Origin of the sequence: Glaciibacter superstes DSM 21135 (assembly GCF_000421145.1) — a bacterium.
Classification (GTDB): Bacteria; Actinomycetota; Actinomycetes; order Actinomycetales; family Microbacteriaceae; genus Cryobacterium; species Cryobacterium superstes.
In genome coordinates, this window is record NZ_ATWH01000018.1 from 1 (window position 1) to 18095 (window position 18095).

Below are 18095 nucleotides of genomic sequence, written 5' to 3' on the forward strand. Positions count from 1 at the left end.
CTAGTGTCGTGCGCCTGAAATTATCTGGTTAAGTTGTAGAATTGAGGTATGGCCAGAACTGGACGCCCGAGGACCGAGTTGATGTTGAGCGATGAGGAGCGGGAGCAGTTGCTGCGCTGGTCGCGGCGGGCGAAGGCCTCTCAGGCGTTGGCGGTGCGGTCCCGGATCATCCTTGCGTGTGGTGAGGGCCTGGATAACAAGTCGGTGGCTGGGCAGGTGCGTTGCTCGTCGAACACGGTCAGCAAGTGGCGTGCCCGTTTTGTGGCGGACCGTCTTGATGGCTTGGTCGACGAGCCGCGTCCCGGGCGGCCGCCTTCGATCACGGCCGAGCGGGTTGAGGAGGTCGTTGTGGCGACGTTGGAGTCGACTCCGAAGAATGCGACCCATTGGTCGAGGGCGAAGATGGCCGATCGTTCAGGGCTGTCGAAGTCCACGATCGGACGGATCTGGAAGGCATTCGAGCTCAAACCCCACCGAGAGGACGGCTTCAAGCTCTCCAACGACCCGCGATTCGTGGAGAAGGTCTACGACATCATCGGACTGTATTTGAACCCACCCGAGGCTGCGGTTGTCTACTGTGTGGACGAGAAGTCTCAAGTGCAGGCGCTGGCCCGTTCGCAGCCGGCGTTCCCGATGATGCCGGGCATGCCAGAGAAACGCACCCATGACTACGTGCGCCACGGCACGACCAGCCTCTTCGCCGCTTTCAACACGATCGACGGCACCGTCATCTCCAGCATCCACCGACGGCACCGGGCGATCGAGTTCAAGAAGTTCCTGGCCAAGATCGACGCTGAAGTCCCTGACGAGTTGGAGGTTCATCTGGTCTGCGATAACTACAGCACCCACAAGGCCCCGAGCATCGTCAAATGGCTCGAAGCCCATCCCCGGTTCCACCTGCACTTCACCCCGACGTACTCGTCCTGGATCAACCAAGTCGAACGGTTCTTTGCCTACGTCACCGCCGATCTCCTCCAACGCTCCGACCACCGCAGCGTTCAAGCGCTCGAAAACGATATCCGCAAATGGGTCAAAGGATGGAACGAGAACCCGAAGCCATTCATCTGGACCAAATCCGCCGAACAGATCCTCGAATCCCTCAAACGACTTCTACAACGAACTACCGGCGCAGGACACTAGAAAGACGATTAGGGCGTTGGCGGGGATGAGTGCGATGAGTCCGGCCCAGTGCTCCTCAGAAGAAAGGCAGTAGCACGTCACGTACACCAGGAGTGGTATCAACGAAGCAGCCAGCAGCAAGCCTGTGTTGCCGAGGTTGCGCCGCAAACGCGTTGCCTCAACGGGTCCGCCGAAGATCTGGCCGCCAATCGTGACAGCGAAGAATCCGATCAATGCGGTGACGTAAAGGGTCGATGTTCACCCGATCTGGGAGTACAAGGCGGCGCCGCCAGTGGTGAGGGTGGTCCAGGCGCCCTGATTCTCGGGCGCTTGTAAGAAGCTGAATATTGGCAGAGCGACTCCCGCAGTGAGGGCCACCCCACACCACACGAGGACATCCAGGGTTGACTTCGTGAAACTTCGTGGTGGAACCAAGTACGTCTCGAATGAATCAGCGGGGTTGGAAGCCATGAGCCCAACTAAACCAGAAGTGCGTGACTGGCATTGCGAGCCACCGTGTATAGCCAACCACTGCGCATATCCGATTCTTCGGCGAGTGATCAGCCCTCGTCGTTCGGTATGCGGTCGCGCGTCTTGGTTCGTTCTCTCTCACTGGCAGCTGCCGCATTGCGCTGCGCACGCTCGGCGCGCCGGTGTTCGATGGCGGGATTCACTCGGTTGTCCCACACGGGTTTGCCGAAGACATAGGCGAGACGACCGACGACGAGTACCACGGCCCCGGCAACGATCCCGGCGAAGACCAGCCTGTCGCTCTCGCTGGAGGTCGGGCCAACGAACTGTTCCTCAGTCGAATCGGAGTCATCTGAATCATCGGAGCCTTCGTCATCGTGCGCATCGTCCTCGACGAGCACACCAGATGATGCGACCGATTCTGACGGCCGCTTTGGCCTAACGGCTGCAGTCTGGATGACGTCGTCCTGGTTGAGCAGGTCGAGATTGCCGAGGAGGTACCGATGAGCCTGGTCTTCGTCGGCGACAAAGTCGATTGTGTAGCGACTGTCTGCCCACGAGGTGTTACCAGTCGCGTGAACATGCAGCTCCCCACCGGTGATGGTGTACCTGCGGTCCTCGTTGGAGTTCTTGTCCAAATAGCTCGCACCGACCATGACACCGCCGCGTTCGCGGTCAACACGATCCGCGCCTGGTTCAACATCGTCGGCAAAACCAGCTACCCGGGCGCATCCCGTCTGTTGATCACCGCCGACGGCGGCGACTCCAACGACTACCGGACCCGGCTGTTCAAGACCGAACTCGCCGCGCTGGCCGACGAAACCGAACTGACCATCACGGTCTGTCATCTGCCACCGGGGACCAGCAAATGGAACAAGATCGAACACAAACTCTTCTCCCACATCTCCATGAACTGGCACGGGCGGCCCCTGACCAGCCAGGGACGTTCTTGAGCACTGGAAAGGTTGAGAGTGATCCCAGCGTTTAAGAGGTGTCCACCGGAGCTGAAGGAACTGACGCTACGTCTGGCCTTGGATACCAGTGAGCAGGAGGGCAGTCCGTGGGGCGCGCGTTCGAGGATCAGGCAGCAGCTCGGGATCCCGGCGGACGCATTGCGCGGCTGGGTGTATCCGGCCGGGGCCGATGACGCGCGTCGGTCCCCAGCGCGCGACACGCGAACTGGCGCTCCGGTTGGGCAGACTTGCCGCCTGAAGCCCGGCGAGCGAGTCCTCCTCATCAAAGCCGCGAGCGAAGCGTTGATCGATCGCCTCGACGATGACTCCTTCTCTGCGCTGAGCAAGTTCGGTGTCGAGGCGCATGGCGGCCACGGACCTGATACTGAACGTGTCGGCCAGGGGCCCGATCGTCGCGAGGCTAGCCTTTGAGTGGGCTACACAGTCAACCCTCACTGGGCGAAGCAGGCTCGGGTCGTGCTGCGGCTGGCGCTCAAACTGGCCATGCGGCACGAGATCTTCCCGCAATCCCATGGACCACGTCTCCCGCCGCTATCGCGAGCGAGACATCCCCCATGCACTAACGTCGGCCAAGGTGAACACAGGCTCTCTGTTGGTTTCAGCGTCGTTACGCGATTCGCATGTCTCGGAGGAGCAATTTCGCCGACCGGATGCCGCGGCAACTTCCCGGCGGCCGGCAGCAGCCGATTGTGCTCGCGCGCGAGCGCGGGGGAGCCGCGTGTCATGCTTCTCGACGGCCCGCTGTCGAACCTCGACACCGTCCGCCGGCGAGTTCGGGGTGACGTCAGTCTGCATTAGTCTTCCAACTTGTTGGCGCTGAATGCGACGGCGAGCACAGCAATATCGCGGGGGAAGTCAAGACGAAGGCCCGTAAGCTCCTCTATCTGAGCGAGCCGACTTCGTACGGTGTTTCTGTGCCGGAAAGTGTTCTTGCTAATGACGTTTACGGTCCCGTCTGTGTCAAAGAACGCTTGAATCGTAGCCAGCAGTTCCCCGCGTACATACGGGGTGAGCTGTTCGAATTTGAAGAACACGTCGTCGGCAATCGCTCGCGAGAGCGTGGGTTCAGCGTAAGTGAACGCAGTCAACCAGTTTTTGCGAAGTTTGTGCAGCCCTGGAGATGTGAGGGCCGCCACCAAGGTGCGGGTGTTGTCGACTGCGCTGCGCACGGTGGTCGGGATGCGTACCTCGGTCAACCCGGTCTTGTACTCGCGAAACTCGGTGAGCAGCACCATCAGAGAGTCTTCGTTTACGGCGCGGGACTGAATGAACCCGACGAGGTATTGTCCGTGCCAGCTGAAGTAGTTCTTGATTCCCCGTTGGCTAAGACGAGCCTGGCATGCCGAAAGCAAAGAATACTCGGATTCGTGGAGATCAACGACGACACAGAACAGCGATTCCGACGGGTCAAAGGTGAGGGTCGACAGAAGTTTCGACACGATTCTACTGTCGACCTCCGAGCCGGCTAGGAGCCGGTGAAAGACGGCTGTGCGTAGTTCGCTCGTCTGCTGGTTCAAGGTGTCAGTCGCGATCCGGTAGCCCTCACTCACCTCATTAATATTTGCCTCGATGGCTTCCCACACCCCGACCAGCTCCGACAGGTAGGCCGCGTTCTCGCCCAAGCCGTTGGCTTGAGCGTCGGCGAGGAACGCTTCCCAGAGCACACGCAGGTCGATCCGGAACGAACGCAGAACTGCCTGCAGGTCAACCCCCTGGATAGCGCGAAGCTGACCAGTTTCGAACGCCACTGAGGCAAGTGACACCGGGATCAGTTCACCTGTGATGCGCATCAGCGTGAGGGAAATAGTCTTTCGCATCTGATCGTTGAGACTCTTGTCGGAAACCTGTTGATACACCGAATCGGCGTCTCGCAAGCGTTGAATCGACGCGCGAACAAGCTCCTCCAAGTGGTCATTCAGGAGGCGTTGCGCGGCGCTGACCAAGTACGATCCCTCGTGAGAACTGTGCATGATGCACATCCTAATGGCTGAATTGGGGGCACCTGAGCCCTATTCTTGTGTATCGCCGTTTGGTTTGATTGGGTCCTGTACCCATAGCCATTACGTTCGATGAGGAGTAGCGTGCCCGCCCTTCACAGCCTGTCAGGTGATCAGCAGCAAGCCATTGTTCGCGCAATTCACGAAAGCTATGGAGTCCGCATCGATCACCTCGACCGACTCGGCGGGGAGATTGATTGGAACTTTGCGGTGGCCGGAACCGCGAACGAAAAATACTTGCTGCGATTGACGCCCGAACCGGCAGATATGGACGAAATCGAATGGCAAGAAAAGGTGCTCGCGCACCTTGAGAAGAGACCAGTCTCCGTTGACTTCCCGCGCATGATGCTGCAAAGGGATGGAGCGCTGCACTCCTCCCTTGCGCTCGACGACGGACGGCGTTTCGTGGCGCGCCTCTTCCACTGGGTCCCCGGCGAAGTCGTCGCCAAGGTCGGAATCACCGGGCGGCACTATCGTACGCAACTCGGGGAGCTCGCTGCCGAACTTACTTCCAGTCTGAGCGAGCTGACCGCGTCGGCCACGAGCCCCGACCATCACTGGATGGTCGTTCGTAGCGGCGACGCGATCCGGGAAACGGTATCCGCATCCGGTGACGCCACAGAATGTGGCCTCTTGTTGCACGCACTGTCCATGTTTGAAGCGGTGAAAGAACGCATCCCGGAACTGCCGTCGTCCGTGGTGCACCAGGATCTGAACGACTTCAACCTCTTGGCGAGCCGGGACAAACTCGGGAGGGTTGAACTGAGGGGCGTGGTCGACTTCAACGACGCGGTGTATACGGTCAGGATCGCCGAGCTCGCAATCGCTGCCGCCTATGCGACGCTACGGCAGGAGGACGCGTTTGGTGCGTTCTGTGATGTTGTCAGGGGTTACTTGTCATGTGCAAAGCTCACCGACACCGAGCTTGAACTGGTTTTTCCGTTAGCGGTGGCGCGGCTTGCAGTTAACGCGTCTACGTGGACCTACCGTAGCTCGGGCATGAACGGCGATTACGCGAAATCGCGAATTGCGGCCACCTGGCCAGCCCTCGAGCAACTACTTAGCGTGCATCCGAATGTTGCTGCTGACACGTTCCGGGAAATGGCTGGTACTCCGGCGCCACACTACGATTCGAGCAGTTCCGAAGTGGCGGCGGCCGCAATAGTCGCACCTCCCACCCGTCACTTCGACCTGTCGCCGAACGCAGATTTCATTGACGGGGTCGCTTTCGATAACGCCGCCATCACGGCGGCGACTGATGCTGCGGTCTCTCTGCTGGGCGACTGCGTCGGCATCACTCTTCCGTTCTCTGCTGTCGTAACCGAGTCGGCGCTGCGGGGGGTCGGGAGCGCAGCGCCGAAAACGATCCTTAACGGTATCGGGGTGAGCGTTGCTCGCGAAACGGCGTTGTTGGTGCCCCTTGAGGGCACGGTCGAATCCGTCGCTGATGATCGCGTCGTTGTTCGCCACGACATAGATGAGGCGTCGGTGTACTCCGTGTGGCTCGGGGGCACCCCGCTCGTTTCGGAGGGCGACAGCATTTCGGCAGGAGAACGCGTTGTGCGGGTGGGCGCTCCTGGCAACGTGCCCACCGTCTTGGCTGGAATCGTACAGTTCTTCCGCGATCCGACTCTTATTCAGCTGGCGGCCCCAGCATACGTGCGCGTCTTTGAACGTGAATACTGGTCTAGCCAGTTTGATATGCGCCTCGCGGCGCCCCTCATCAATCAGTTCGATGCGGGGGATGCGTGGAATCAGGAGCGTGTGCTCAAGGTTCGGGCGGAGCGGTTCGCGCCCTCCCAAAAGAGCTATTACGACCAGCCGATGACTCTCGTGCGTGGCCGCGAGGTCTGGCTGATGGACTCGAACGCGCAGATCTACTTGGACGCGATCAACAACGTCACTCATGTGGGGCATGCGAACGATCGCATCGCCGACGCGGCCTATCGTCAGATGCGGCGACTGAACACCAACAGTCGCCTCGTGTACCCGCAAATCTCACAGTACGCAGAACGTCTAACAGCACTCCTTCCCGACAAGCTCGACACTGTGTTCTTCGTGTGCACGGGAAGTGAAGCGAACGATTTGGCGCTGAGAATTGCTCGGCAGGTTACCGGTAACGAGCAGATACTCGTAATCGATTCCGCCTACCACGGCAACACACGCGCGGTCACCGACGTGAGCCCGAACCGATATCACGTGGCGGGGAAAGGTGTGCCCGACGGCACACGCGAGGTTCCCACGCCGGACGCGTTCCGTGGCCCCTACCGGTACGGTGATCCCGATCTCGGTCAGAAGTACGCGGCGCTTGTCGGCGAACAGGTGGACGCACTGGTAGCTGAGGGGACGCCACCAGCCGCGTTCATAGCTGAATCACTTGTCGGCACGGGCGGCAACTATGTGCTCCCTGAGGGCTACCTTCAAGAGAGCTACCGGCGCGTCCGCGATGCCGGGGGGCTGTGCATCGCAGATGAGGTCCAAATCGGGTTCGGCCGCCTCGGCACACACTATTGGGGTTTCGAAACGCAGGGCGTCGTTCCCGACATCGTGACGATGGGGAAACCTATCGGCAACGGGCACCCCCTTGCGGCGGTTGTGACCACTCGCGAAATTGCGGAGGCGTTCGACAACGGCGTTAAGTACTTCAACACATTTGGAGGCAACCCGGTTTCATGCGTGGTCGGAATGACCGTGCTCGACATCCTGGAAGACGACAACCTGCAGCAGCAGGCGCTGCGTGTCGGCGGCTACTTCAAAGAACAGTTGGAGCAGCTCCAACTCAGGCACTGGCGTATCGGGGACGTCCGCGGGTACGGACTGTATCTGGGCGTCGAGCTTGTGGAATCACCGGGCACGACCGACCCCGATAAGCGCGCCGCGAGTACCGTCAGTGAAATGCTCAAAGACCGCGGGGTGATCATGTTCCCGAATGGCCGGTACAACAACGTCCTCAAAATAAAGCCGCCGATGGTGTTCGACGAGTCGCACGTTGACAAATTCATCCAGACCCTTGACATCGTTCTGGACATATACCAGAGCGAATGATCCGCCCCGACCACAGAAAGGAGGCAGCGTGGCCTTCGTAGAAATCCAAAATGTTAGTAAGCACTTCGGTGCCACTCGTGCGCTTCAGGGAGTGAGTCTCGCGCTGGACCGCGGAGAAATTCACGGTCTCCTCGGAGAAAACGGCGCAGGGAAGTCGACTCTCATGAAGGTGCTTTCGGGTGTAGTCACTCCCGATGAAGGCACTGTCGTCATCGATCGTGAGGTGCTTAAGCACGGCGATCCCACAGCGGCACGTGAGGCGGGCATCGGTATTGCGTTCCAGGAGTTGAGTTCGCCACCTAATATCAGCGTTGCGATGAAGCTGTGCCTCCGGAATACCCCGAAGAACGTCCTCGGCATGATTGCCCAAAAACGCCTCATGTCCCACGCGCGCACAATACTGGATGAGTATCACGCCCCGTATATCCCCGTGGATGCACTCATCTCCGAAGTTGATTTGGCGACGAAGCAGCAGATCGAAATCATTGCGGGAATGCGGGACGCGAAAAGACTCCTGGTCCTCGATGAACCGACCGCGGCCCTACCAGACACCGCTTGGCTTTTCGCGCGGATGCGTCATCTTGCCGCTCAGGGAACGAGCATTATCTACATCAGCCACAAGCTAAAGGAGATCGAAGAGATCTGCTCTCAGGGCACGGTCATTCGAAATGGCCGCAATGTTGGCAATTTTACAGCGGGGCAGGAAAGTGAAAAGGAGCTCGTCGAGCTCATGATTGGTCGCTCGTTCGAGCACACATTCCCGAAGAAACGAGACGCCGACGTCCGCGCAGTCGAACCGATCGTCAGGGTCAATCGCCTGTCAGCCGGCAAGGTCGAGGACGTGTCGTTTTCCATCTACCCGGGCGAAGTCCTAGGTGTCGCGGCGCTGGAGGGGCAAGGGCAGCACGATCTGTTTTACGCGCTCGCTGGCATCACCCCAAGGACGGGCGGTCAGGTCCAGATCACCCGAGGTAGTGCGCGGCGCGACACCGCGCTCGTGCCGGAGGAACGCAAAGCTGAGGCGTTGTTCCTGCAGCTGAGCTCCCTATTCAACCTCACCGTTTCGACGCTGTCCGACCTGAGCCGCGTCGGCATCGTGTCGAAGAAGCGAGAACGCGCGCTTGGGACCGCCCGTGCGGACGGGGTCCACCTGCCGCACACGATGCTTGACAAGCCTGTAAGTGCGCTCTCCGGCGGCAATCAACAAAAGGTGGTGTTCGGGCGCGCTTTGTCACAGGATCCCGCCTGTCTAATACTCTTCGACCCCACTCGCGGTGTTGACGTACCTACGAAGGTGGAACTGTACGACCTCATTCGCTCGTATGCGCAATCGGGTCGGGCTGTGCTCATGTACTCCACGGAGATCCCTGAACTCGTTGGGGTGTGCGACCGAGTCTTGTCGATGCACAGTGGTCAATTCACCGGTGAGTTCACAGGCTCGCTCGTGTCCGAATCGGGCATCCTCACGGGCGCCCTCAACCTCGAATCTATGTCGGCGCGAAGGGGCATCGTATGACAATATCGACCATCTCAGCGCGCCGCCGCCGCATACCCGGTGACCTTGTCACCGCGGTCGTGATCTTTGTGGTGATTTACAGCCTCCTATTGGCGATTGCACCGTTTGAGCGGAACCTGTACTCGTTTAGCAACTTTGTCCTCCTGATGATGCCCTTGGCGGTTGCGGTGATCGGCACCTCCACGGTGCTGATTACCGGTGGATTCGACTTGTCGGTGGCGGGTACGCTCGGCCTGTCCAATGTGCTTGCCACCGTGCTCACCTCGGCTTACCCGGACATGGGCGTGCCGATTACGATCGGGATTCTCGGGCTGGGGCTCGTTGTCGGGCTGTTTAACGGTGTCCTCATCGTGCTTCTTGGGTTGCAGTCGATTGCGGTGACGCTCGCCTCATATATCTGCATGACCGGGGTCGCGCTCATTCTCCTTCCCGCACCCGGTGGTTCCGTCCCGATCGAGTTCACCACGATGTTCAAGCTATCCATCGGCGGGTTCCCCGCCGCGCTAGGCGCGCTCATATTGCTGTGCTTGCTATGGACGTATCTGAGGCGGACGCGCTTCGGGGCGACGCTATTCTCAATCGGTTCAGACCGCCAGGCGGCCGTGATCTCCGGTATGCCCGTTCGCGCCACTGAGGTCGGAGCCTACGCCTTCGCAGGCGTTATGTACGCGATCGCCGGGCTGTTCCTCACTGCGGTGACAGCCTCGGGCGACCCGAACGCGGGGTTCCCGTTCCTCCTGACCAGCTTTGCCGCGGTCGCTCTCGGAATGGTGAGCTTCCGCGGTGGGAAAGGCTCCGCAATCGCTGCCGTATTTGGCGCCGGGTCCCTCATCGCACTCCCGAAGCTGCTGTTTGGGCTTCGCATTCAGGACTTCTGGTCGGGCGCGATTCTGGGGATCACTATCCTCTTGGCGCTAAGCCTGCCACTTGTGTCTCGCGTCGCTATACGCCGCCGCCGCCCAGCCGTAGCGGCCGTGACGGACACGCGTTCACGAAAGGATTTGGCCGATGTCGAATAACACGCTTCCCACAGATCAGACCGGCGCCACGATCCTCCCCGACCCGCGTCAGGAGACCGTACCGCGACGGATCGGGGCCTTCTTCGCGCAACCGGTCGTGATCGTTTGGATCATATTTGTGCTCATGTTTCCGCTGTCGCGGATCGTCAGCCCAAGTTTTCCCTCCCTCGGGCAGTTGGAAAGCACCCTCATCCTCGGACTTTTCCTCGTCGTGGTCGCTTTTGGGCAGGGTTTTGTGATCCTCACGGGCGGGTTCGATCTGTCGCTACCACAAACCATCGCGCTTGGGGCGTTTCTCACCGGATACCTCGCGAACACCGGTTGGCCGGTTATGGGGGCAATTGTGGCCGCCACTATCGGCTGCGCCCTCATAGGGCTGATCAACGGGCTCCTCGTAGCCTATGCGAAATTTCCGCCGTTTATTGTGACACTCGCCACCGGCTCGATTCTGGGTTCGGTGCTACTCGGAGTCAGCCGCGGCACACCCGCCCAACCATCCCCAGCCGCACTATCGAGCCTGTTCAGTGGGAAAGAATCGTTCCTTGGCATCCCCACCCCGATCTGGGCACTGGTCATATTCGCGCTCATCGCTTATCTCATTCAGATGCGGTCAACGATTGGCCGCCGAACCTTCGCAGTCGGCAATAGCGAGATCGCCTCCCGGGTCGCGGGGGTGCCCGTCTCCTCAACGCTCATCATCGTCTACACGTTCGCGGGCATCTCCTCCGGTCTCGCCGGCATCATGCTCCTTGGCTATTCTTCCGGAGCAGACCTGAACATCGGCGCCTCGTGGCTCTTGCCGAGCATTACTGCTGTCGTGGTAGGCGGGTCGGCTATTCGCGGCGGTGCTGGCTCCTACGCCGGCACTATCGGAGGGGCACTCCTCATCACCGTCCTCGGCATCGACATTAGTGCCGCCGGTTTCTCCGAAGGGGTGAAACAAATCCTCTATGGCGTCATCATCCTGATCGCGCTCATTGCCGCCCGATTGGGCAAGGACGCTGGCGCTGCCAGAACCTAATTCGAATCACAAACCGCCTGAACAAGGGAGCTACTAATGGCGTCAAAAACAAAAAAATTGAGTCGGCTGGTCGGTGCCATCGCGGCGCTGGCGTCGGCGACAATCATGCTCGCGGCGTGTACCGCCGGTCCGGGAGACAGCGGCGGTGACGGGCAGAAAGACAAGGTGTTCCTGAACCTCAGTTACAGTGGCAACAACTGGCAGGACGAGGCCGCAAACCTCGCCATGGCTATCGCTGAGGCGCCGGAGAACGCCGAAAAATACGACGTGACGAAGCAGATCTCCGGCACCGATGTTCAAAAGCAGATCTCTGACCTACAATCCATGATCGCATCCGGCGCGAAACTCATCGTCTCCTATCCGATTTCACCGACCGCGCTCGACCAGGTCATTCAGGAAGGCTGCGACCGGGGAGTCACCTTTGTGTTCTACGACTCCACCGTAAACGCAGATTGCGCCTACAACGTCGCGTTCATTACAGGGGCCCTTGCCGACGAGCCCGAGCGGGCCTTCTTCGGCGCGCAGACCGCCCAAGCCCTCGTGGACCTTTTGGGGGGGGAAGGCAAAATCTTCCTGAACCGCGGCGTCGCCGGCACCTCAACCGACACCGTCCATTTTGACACCGCCATGGCCGTGTTCAACAAGTATCCCGGGATCGAGATCGTCGCGGAATACTATGGCAGTTGGGACTCCTCGCAGAGCCAACAGGAGACCGCGAAAGCGCTCGCCGCTCACCCAGATGTCGAAGGCGTCTGGTCGCAGGACGGCGAAGCGGGCGTTTTGAAGGCCCTCGAGGCGGCAGGACTGGAAATTCCCGTCACCGGTGAGAACAGCAACTACTTCCGGCAACGGCTCAGCGAGGGCTGGCCCGGGGTTTCCTCCGGCTCCCCGCCCGCACAGGCTGGCATCGCGATGAAGGTTGGCCTGCACATTCTAGAACACGGCGCCGATGGCATTCCGAAAAACATCGAGGTGCCGCTGCCGTGGGTCACCACCGAAACCGCGAAGCCGTGCGAGGGTACCGACTTCGTTGACGGCTGTAACTTCTTCCCCGGCGAGGCCGACACGTTCGTCACCGAGGTGTTCCAGGTGGACCTACTACCAGAAGCCTCCCTTGATGCTGCCAAAACGGGGACCGGCATCACCGAAGTGCAGGACCTTCCGAAAATGAAGGACTTTGCACAGGCCGAGTGGCGCCGTATCTACACCCGTGATTCCTGTGATGAAGGCTGGGCGGAAGGAACGGTCACCGAGAACCAGATTCCGGCGGGCCTGCCTGGTTGCGTTCAACCGTAGGAGCACGAACACCGGTGGGGGCGGCCGCGCCGCTCCCACCGCCAATCAGGTGAGAGAAGGAAGACGAAAACAATGGAAATTAACGCGGATGCAGGAGAGAGCTTCGGCCGTTGGAGCCTCGGCGACCAGGCGGAGCTGTTCAAGCACATCGACGCCGTGAATATTGCGTGCGGCTTCCATGCTGGCGACCCGACCACGATGCGAAAGACCGTTGACCAAGCGATGGAGTACGAGCTTAGCCTCGGTGCACACCCGGGCTATCAGGATCTAATCGGATTTGGGCGGCGCATAATTCCGATGGCGCCACTCAGTGTCGTTGACCTGATTCTTTATCAGGTCGGGGCGCTCGACGGGATCGTTACCGCTCGTGGTGGGACCCTTCGTCACATCAAACCCCATGGGTCGTTGTATGGGACGATTGCCCGCGATGCGGAACTCGCCGACTTGATCGGCCGTTCGCTGGTGCGCGGCTACCCACACCTCTCCGTCTATCTCACCCCGAGTGTCGGTGCCGATGCGCTGGAAATGGCCGGGGTGCGGGTCGTGCGGGAGAACGCTGTCGACCTCGAGTTCGACGACGAGGGGATGAACGTGATCGACCCAGTCCCACAGGAGAAGGCGCCCGGTCCCATCGCCGAACAGGCGGTGCGGATCACCCAAGGACATGTGCTCACGAACACTGGGAAAACGGTATCCATGCATTTAGAGAGCATATGTGTGCACGGCGACCGGGTGAACGCCCCCGGTATCGCGGGACAGGTGCGCGCGGCACTGATTGACGCGGGTGTCCACGTCGGCCCCTTGAATGCATAGGAATTATCGATGACCGAAATGTATCGTCAGCTCAGCGGCGGCGGCAGGCTGAGCTTCGGCGGTGATGAGTTTATTTTCGTTGAACTGTCCGAGGAGATGCGCATCCAGCAGGCGCTAACCATTCAGACGCTCGCGCGCACCCTCACCGCGATGAACCTTCCTGGTGTGACTGACGTGTGTCCCGCGCACGCCAGCTATATGATCCGCTACACCCCGGAACGAGTGAACCTACCAGAACTGCTCGCCACGATTCAGGAGGTTCACGAGGAAATGGTCACCGGGCGCCCGGCCACGATCAACACCTGCATCGTGGATGTGCCTGTCTATTACAACGATCCGTGGACTCGTGAAACGCTCATGAAGTTTCGAGACCGCCACCAGGACCCGAGCAGCACAGACATCGAGTACGCGGCCCGAGTCAACGGGTTCGAGAGCATCGACGAGCTCATTGCCGCTCACACTAGACACCCATTCCTCGTCACATTCATGAACTTCGTTCCGGGGAATGCGGAGAGCGTGCAGCTCGTGCCGCGCGACCTTCAGATAGAAGTTCCCAAGTACAAGTCCCCCCGGACTGAAACGCCCTCCCGCGCGGTCGGGCACGGCGGCGCCTTCGCGAACATCTACCCCTCCGCCGGCGCCGGCGGGGTGCAGTTACTCGGCCGAACCCCCATCAACGTCGTGGACATGGCGCAGACGCGTGCCGACTTCCGGGAACGCCCTGTTCTGCTCCCCGCAGGCACTCTCGTCTCCTTCCGAGCTATCTCCGAAGCGGAATATTTCGATATCCGGGCGGCGGTGGAGGCGGACGAGTACCGCGTTCGCATCGCTGATATCGAGTTCTCGGTCGGCAAGCACATCGAGGACTGGGAAGGCTACAACGACGAACTCCTGGAGGCACTCCAATGATGCACATCATCATGCCCGGCCTGCAGACCCTCGTTCAGGACAGCGGGCGCGACGGGTACTATGCCCTCGGGATGCCGCCCGCCGGTGCCCTTGACCAGCGCTCCTACACGCTAGGGAACATGCTCGTCGGAAATGATCCCCGAGCGGCCAGCTTGGAATTCGCATTCATGGGGCCAGCGATCCAGTTCCAATCCGACACCGTTATCGCGGTGACGGGGGCTGAAGTGACCGCCCTTATTGACGGTGAGCCACAGCCGATGTGGGCGAGTGTGCCCATCAAGAAGGGACAAACTCTGTCTTTCGGGCCGATGACCCGCGGCAGTCGCGGGTACATTGCTCTGCGCGGCGGGGTCGATGTGCCAAAACTCTTGGGGAGCCGCTCGACATACCAAACCGTTCAGTTCGGTGGGCACATGGGCCGTGCTTTGAAACCGGGTGATGTGCTTCCCATCGGCACCCAAATCCACTCGGAGGACGGTCATGGCGATCGCATCCGTGAGTTGGACCCGAAGTACCTGCCATCGCTTGATTCCAGCGCGGACCTGGCTGTTGTCATCGGCCTGGCTAACTACCGGTTCACTCCCGAGTCGGTGCAGCTCTTCTTTGAAGCCAACTTCACCGTCTCCCATGAAGCCAACCGCACCGCCTACCGCCTGATCGGACCGGCCCTCGAATTCGTAGAACGCGACGTACCCTTCGGAGCCGGGAGCGACCCCAGCAACGTCGTCAATCTCGGCTACCCCCTCGGGTCGATCCAGATCCCGAGTGGAAGCGAGCCTATCTGCCTGCTTCGTGATGCAGTCACTGGTGGTGGATACGTCACGTTCGGCACGATTATCTCCACCGACCTTGATGCACTCGCGCAGCTGAAAACACCGGATACGGTGACCTTCAACTCCGTGTCCGTCACTGAAGCGCACGCTAAACGGCGACACGCCCACAATGAGCTGGCACAGATTGCAAAATCCCTAGAGTACCCGTGGGTATTTGGGGCAGAACGAGAGGAAACCCCATGAGCACACAAATGATCGCGGCCCCGGCACCAGGGGTCTTTTGGCAACGACCGGGCCCCGACGCAGAACCCTTCCTTTCGCCGGGTCAGGAAGTTCGTATCGGCCAAACCATCGGCATTATCGAGATCATGAAAATGTTCGTGGAGGTGCACGCCGATCGTGACGGCATCGTCAAGCGTTATGTGATCGACAACGGCCAGAGCATACCCATGGGCGCCAGCCTCGTCGAGCTCGAGGGGGCATAACCCAGATGAAGCGAGTCCTTGTCGCCAACCGTGGCGAGATCGCGGTGCGCATCATCCGCGCCTGTCACGACGCCGGAATTGAAGCTATCGCCGTCTACTCGGACGTCGACCGTGACGCGCTGCATGTGCAGCTGGCCGACGAAGCCGTCCACATCGGTAAAGCGGCCGCCCCTGAGAGCTACCTGAACCAGGAAGCCCTCATCGCTGCCGCCCGCGAGGGAAATGCCGACGCGGTCCACCCCGGTTACGGGTTCCTCGCGGAGAACGCCCAGTTCGCCGATCTTGTTCAGCACGAAGGGTTCATCTGGATTGGACCCGGCTCCGACACGATCGACCGTATGGGCGATAAGGCGCAGGCCCGCGCTCTCGCGATTGAAGCGGACGTTCCTGTCGTCCCGGGAAGCGTGGTGCTAAGCGACCTCGCGCACGCTACCGACGAAGCCTCTCGGCTCGGCTACCCGGTTCTCCTCAAAGCCGCCGAAGGCGGTGGTGGCAAAGGTATCCGTGCAGTAGCGAACGAGGGTGAACTCCAGCAGGCATTTACCGAAGCGGTTCGGGAGGTCACTGCCGCCTTTGGCGCAGCGAACATCTACCTCGAGAAGTCACTCAGCAACGTCAGACACATCGAGGTCCAAGTCCTCGGAGACCGATTCGGCAACATCGTGCACCTTCACGAACGCGACTGCTCACTCCAACGGCGCCGACAAAAAGTAGTGGAAGAAGCCCCCGCATCGAACCTGGCGCCAGAAACCCGTCGGAAACTCCACGAGTACGCCGTCACGCTCGCCGAAAAGATGGAGTACGTCTCCGCAGGCACCGTCGAGTTCCTCGTAGACAAGGACGGTGGTATCTACTTCATTGAGGTGAATGCTCGAATTCAGGTGGAACATGGCATAACGGAAATGGTTACCGGGATCGACATCTGTGTGGAACAGCTTCGGGTCGCCTTTGGGAGCGAACTGTCATTCACCCAGGCGGAGGTGACTGTCGCTGGTCATGCCATCGAGGCGCGAATCAATGCCGAGAATCCGGCCTTTCACTTTGTCGGGAGTCCCGGCGAAATCGAATACTGCCGCACACCGTCGGGCCCCGGAGTTCGCGTGGACACGTTCGTTGAGACCGGTACCACCGTGCAACCCCACTACGACTCCCTCATCGCGAAAGTCATGGTCCACGCACCGACGCGTGAGCAAGCGAGTCTCCGAATGAACCGGGCCTTGAACGAAACAATCATAATCGGGATCAGCACAACCAAGTCCGTCGTCCAGAACTTGGTGAACACGACTTGGTTCGAGGACGCTGACTACACGACCGAAACTTTGGAGAAGGTCCTGCCCACACTCCTCCACACCTCCGCGTCGCGTCTCGACCGCAAAAAGATCGCGGTCAATAAGTGACCCACGCGAAACACCGCATCGCACTTCTGCCCGGTGACGGCATCGGTCAGGAAGTGTGCGAGTCAGCGGTACTGGTCCTCGACGTGCTGGCCCGCCGTCACGGCTTCGAACTCGTATGGACCGAATTTCCGTGGGGCTGCGACTTTTACCTCCAGACGGGTTCCATGATGGCGCCCGGCGCATTGGAGACGCTCGAGTCCTACGACGCCATTCTTCTTGGCGCGGTCGGTTCTCCGAAGGTGAAAGACCACGTGTCCCTCTGGGGATTGCTAATCCCCATCAGGCGGAGGTTCGACCAGTACGTCAACTTACGACCGGTTCATTCCGTGCGCGGCGTGCGCTCCGCACTCAATTCCCCGGAACCGATCGACTTTCTCATCGTCCGAGAGAACAGCGAGGGCGAGTACTCCGAAGCGGGAGGGCGATTGTTCGCCGGAACGCCACGCGAACTCGCCGTTCAGGAGTCAGTCTTCAGCAGGACCGGTATCGATCGGATCGTGAACTTCGCCGCAGATGCCGCGCTGGAGCGCAAGGGGAAGCTCGTGTCGGCGACCAAGTCGAACGGCATCATCCACACCATGCCGTTTTGGGACGAGGTCGCCTCAGAGGTGGCGGAAAGTCGGGGCGTGCCTAACGACCTCCAACACATCGACGCGCTGGCTGCTCGGTTCGTCATTGCACCTCAAAGTCTGGATGTCGTTGTCGCCTCCAATCTCTTCGGCGACATCTTAAGCGACCTGGGATCCGCGCTCACCGGCGGAATCGGACTTGGACCGTCGGCGAACCTCAATCCCGAACGCGATCACCCATCGATGTTCGAATCCATCCACGGGTCCGCTCCCGATATCGCCGGACTCGGAGTGGCCAACCCCACCGGCGAGCTGTGGGCGTCGTCCATGATGCTCGAACATCTGGGCGAGGTCGATGCCGCGAGGGAGCTCATCGAGGCGGTGGAGACCGTCTTGAGCGTACCTGGCCGATGCACCCGAAATCTCGGCGGTACCGGGACAACGCGCTCATTCACGGACGCCGTCGTGAATCACCTCGAGCCGTTGGCCAGAAACGCTTCTCCAGTCGTGAAGGTCTAGAGGACATGGTTCAGATCAGTCTCATCACCGCCGGCTCGCACGTCGCGTGCGATGGCTCGGCCCCGTATCGGATTCGATCCGACTTCGAGAAAATCGCTTTGATCAGAGAGGGTACGAAACAACCAGCCTCCCTGACCGCACTACCGACCGTTTCATCGGCGACGCCACAGGT

Annotated in this window: 14 protein-coding genes and 1 pseudogene; 13 read left to right on the forward strand and 2 right to left on the reverse strand. The window is 60.3% G+C overall.

Annotated features, from left to right (window positions below):
- Positions 1-48: 48 nt before the first annotated feature.
- Complete coding sequence (locus tag K323_RS0121020; protein WP_022887235.1) at positions 49-1140, forward strand: IS630 family transposase; 1092 nt, start codon at positions 49-51, stop codon at positions 1138-1140.
- 539 nt (positions 1141-1679) lie between these two features.
- On the opposite strand, the gene K323_RS27750 is transcribed toward K323_RS0121020, so the two are convergent.
- Positions 1680-1991 carry a hypothetical protein gene (locus K323_RS27750; RefSeq protein WP_033373823.1) on the reverse strand — a complete coding sequence of 104 codons (312 nt, stop codon included), beginning with the start codon at positions 1989-1991 and terminating at the stop codon, positions 1680-1682.
- A 246-nt stretch (positions 1992-2237) separates the two neighbouring features.
- Between K323_RS27750 and K323_RS27755 the strand changes: the two are divergent.
- Positions 2238-2528, forward strand: a pseudogene (locus tag K323_RS27755) (ISAzo13-like element transposase-related protein); the annotation flags it as partial.
- An 830-nt stretch (positions 2529-3358) separates the two neighbouring features.
- Here the strand turns inward: K323_RS27755 and K323_RS0121040 are convergent.
- Entirely contained in the window at positions 3359-4507 is a 1149-nt protein-coding gene (locus K323_RS0121040; protein WP_169515716.1) for a helix-turn-helix domain-containing protein, read from the reverse strand.
- A gap of 138 nt (positions 4508-4645) precedes the next feature.
- Here K323_RS0121040 and K323_RS27760 point away from each other — a divergent pair, with 138 nt between their 5' ends.
- From K323_RS27760 to K323_RS27785, 11 genes are all read left to right on the forward strand, one after another.
- Positions 4646-7606: an aminotransferase class III-fold pyridoxal phosphate-dependent enzyme gene (locus tag K323_RS27760; RefSeq protein ID WP_022887240.1), complete on the forward strand. Its 2961-nt coding sequence runs from the start codon at positions 4646-4648 to the stop codon at positions 7604-7606.
- 28 nt (positions 7607-7634) lie between these two features.
- The gene (locus K323_RS0121050) at positions 7635-9122 is read left to right on the forward strand and encodes a sugar ABC transporter ATP-binding protein (protein ID WP_157509531.1); all 1488 of its coding nucleotides are present in this window, start codon (positions 7635-7637) and stop codon (positions 9120-9122) included.
- 59 nt (positions 9123-9181) lie between these two features.
- Positions 9182-10141, forward strand: a complete 960-nt coding sequence (locus K323_RS27765) for an ABC transporter permease (RefSeq protein WP_211219887.1) — start codon at positions 9182-9184, stop codon at positions 10139-10141.
- Entirely contained in the window at positions 10131-11162 is a 1032-nt protein-coding gene (locus K323_RS27770; RefSeq protein WP_022887243.1) for an ABC transporter permease, read from the forward strand. The genes K323_RS27765 and K323_RS27770 overlap by 11 nt, the downstream gene beginning before the upstream one ends.
- A 36-nt stretch (positions 11163-11198) precedes the next feature.
- Positions 11199-12458, forward strand: coding sequence for a sugar ABC transporter substrate-binding protein (locus K323_RS27775; protein ID WP_022887244.1), 1260 nt, complete (start codon positions 11199-11201; stop codon positions 12456-12458).
- A gap of 72 nt (positions 12459-12530) precedes the next feature.
- Positions 12531-13271, forward strand: a complete 741-nt coding sequence (locus K323_RS0121070; protein WP_022887245.1) for a 5-oxoprolinase subunit PxpA — start codon at positions 12531-12533, stop codon at positions 13269-13271.
- 9 nt (positions 13272-13280) lie between these two features.
- Positions 13281-14180 carry a 5-oxoprolinase subunit B family protein gene (locus K323_RS0121075; protein ID WP_022887246.1) on the forward strand — a complete coding sequence of 300 codons (900 nt, stop codon included), beginning with the start codon at positions 13281-13283 and terminating at the stop codon, positions 14178-14180.
- Complete coding sequence (locus K323_RS0121080; RefSeq protein WP_022887247.1) at positions 14177-15196, forward strand: 5-oxoprolinase subunit C family protein; 1020 nt, start codon at positions 14177-14179, stop codon at positions 15194-15196. Before K323_RS0121075 ends, K323_RS0121080 begins: the two co-directional genes overlap by 4 nt.
- On the forward strand, positions 15193-15438 hold the full coding sequence (locus K323_RS0121085; RefSeq protein ID WP_022887248.1) for an acetyl-CoA carboxylase: 246 nt from the start codon (positions 15193-15195) through the stop codon (positions 15436-15438). Before K323_RS0121080 ends, K323_RS0121085 begins: the two co-directional genes overlap by 4 nt.
- Positions 15439-15443: 5 nt before the next feature.
- Positions 15444-16835, forward strand: coding sequence for an acetyl-CoA carboxylase biotin carboxylase subunit (locus K323_RS27780; RefSeq protein WP_022887249.1), 1392 nt, complete (start codon positions 15444-15446; stop codon positions 16833-16835).
- On the forward strand, positions 16832-17923 hold the full coding sequence (locus K323_RS27785; RefSeq protein WP_022887250.1) for a tartrate dehydrogenase: 1092 nt from the start codon (positions 16832-16834) through the stop codon (positions 17921-17923). The genes K323_RS27780 and K323_RS27785 overlap by 4 nt, the downstream gene beginning before the upstream one ends.
- Positions 17924-18095: the final 172 nt, after the last annotated feature.

Coding starts and splice junctions, on each gene's coding strand:
- K323_RS27770 (WP_022887243.1), top strand. CDS start 10,131: ATGTCGAATAACACGCTTCCCACAGATCAGACCGGCGCCACGATCCTC.
- K323_RS27775 (WP_022887244.1), top strand. CDS start 11,199: ATGGCGTCAAAAACAAAAAAATTGAGTCGGCTGGTCGGTGCCATCGCG.
- K323_RS0121070 (WP_022887245.1), top strand. CDS start 12,531: ATGGAAATTAACGCGGATGCAGGAGAGAGCTTCGGCCGTTGGAGCCTC.
- K323_RS0121020 (WP_022887235.1), top strand. CDS start 49: ATGGCCAGAACTGGACGCCCGAGGACCGAGTTGATGTTGAGCGATGAG.
- K323_RS0121080 (WP_022887247.1), top strand. CDS start 14,177: ATGATGCACATCATCATGCCCGGCCTGCAGACCCTCGTTCAGGACAGC.
- K323_RS0121075 (WP_022887246.1), top strand. CDS start 13,281: ATGACCGAAATGTATCGTCAGCTCAGCGGCGGCGGCAGGCTGAGCTTC.
- K323_RS0121085 (WP_022887248.1), top strand. CDS start 15,193: ATGAGCACACAAATGATCGCGGCCCCGGCACCAGGGGTCTTTTGGCAA.
- K323_RS27780 (WP_022887249.1), top strand. CDS start 15,444: ATGAAGCGAGTCCTTGTCGCCAACCGTGGCGAGATCGCGGTGCGCATC.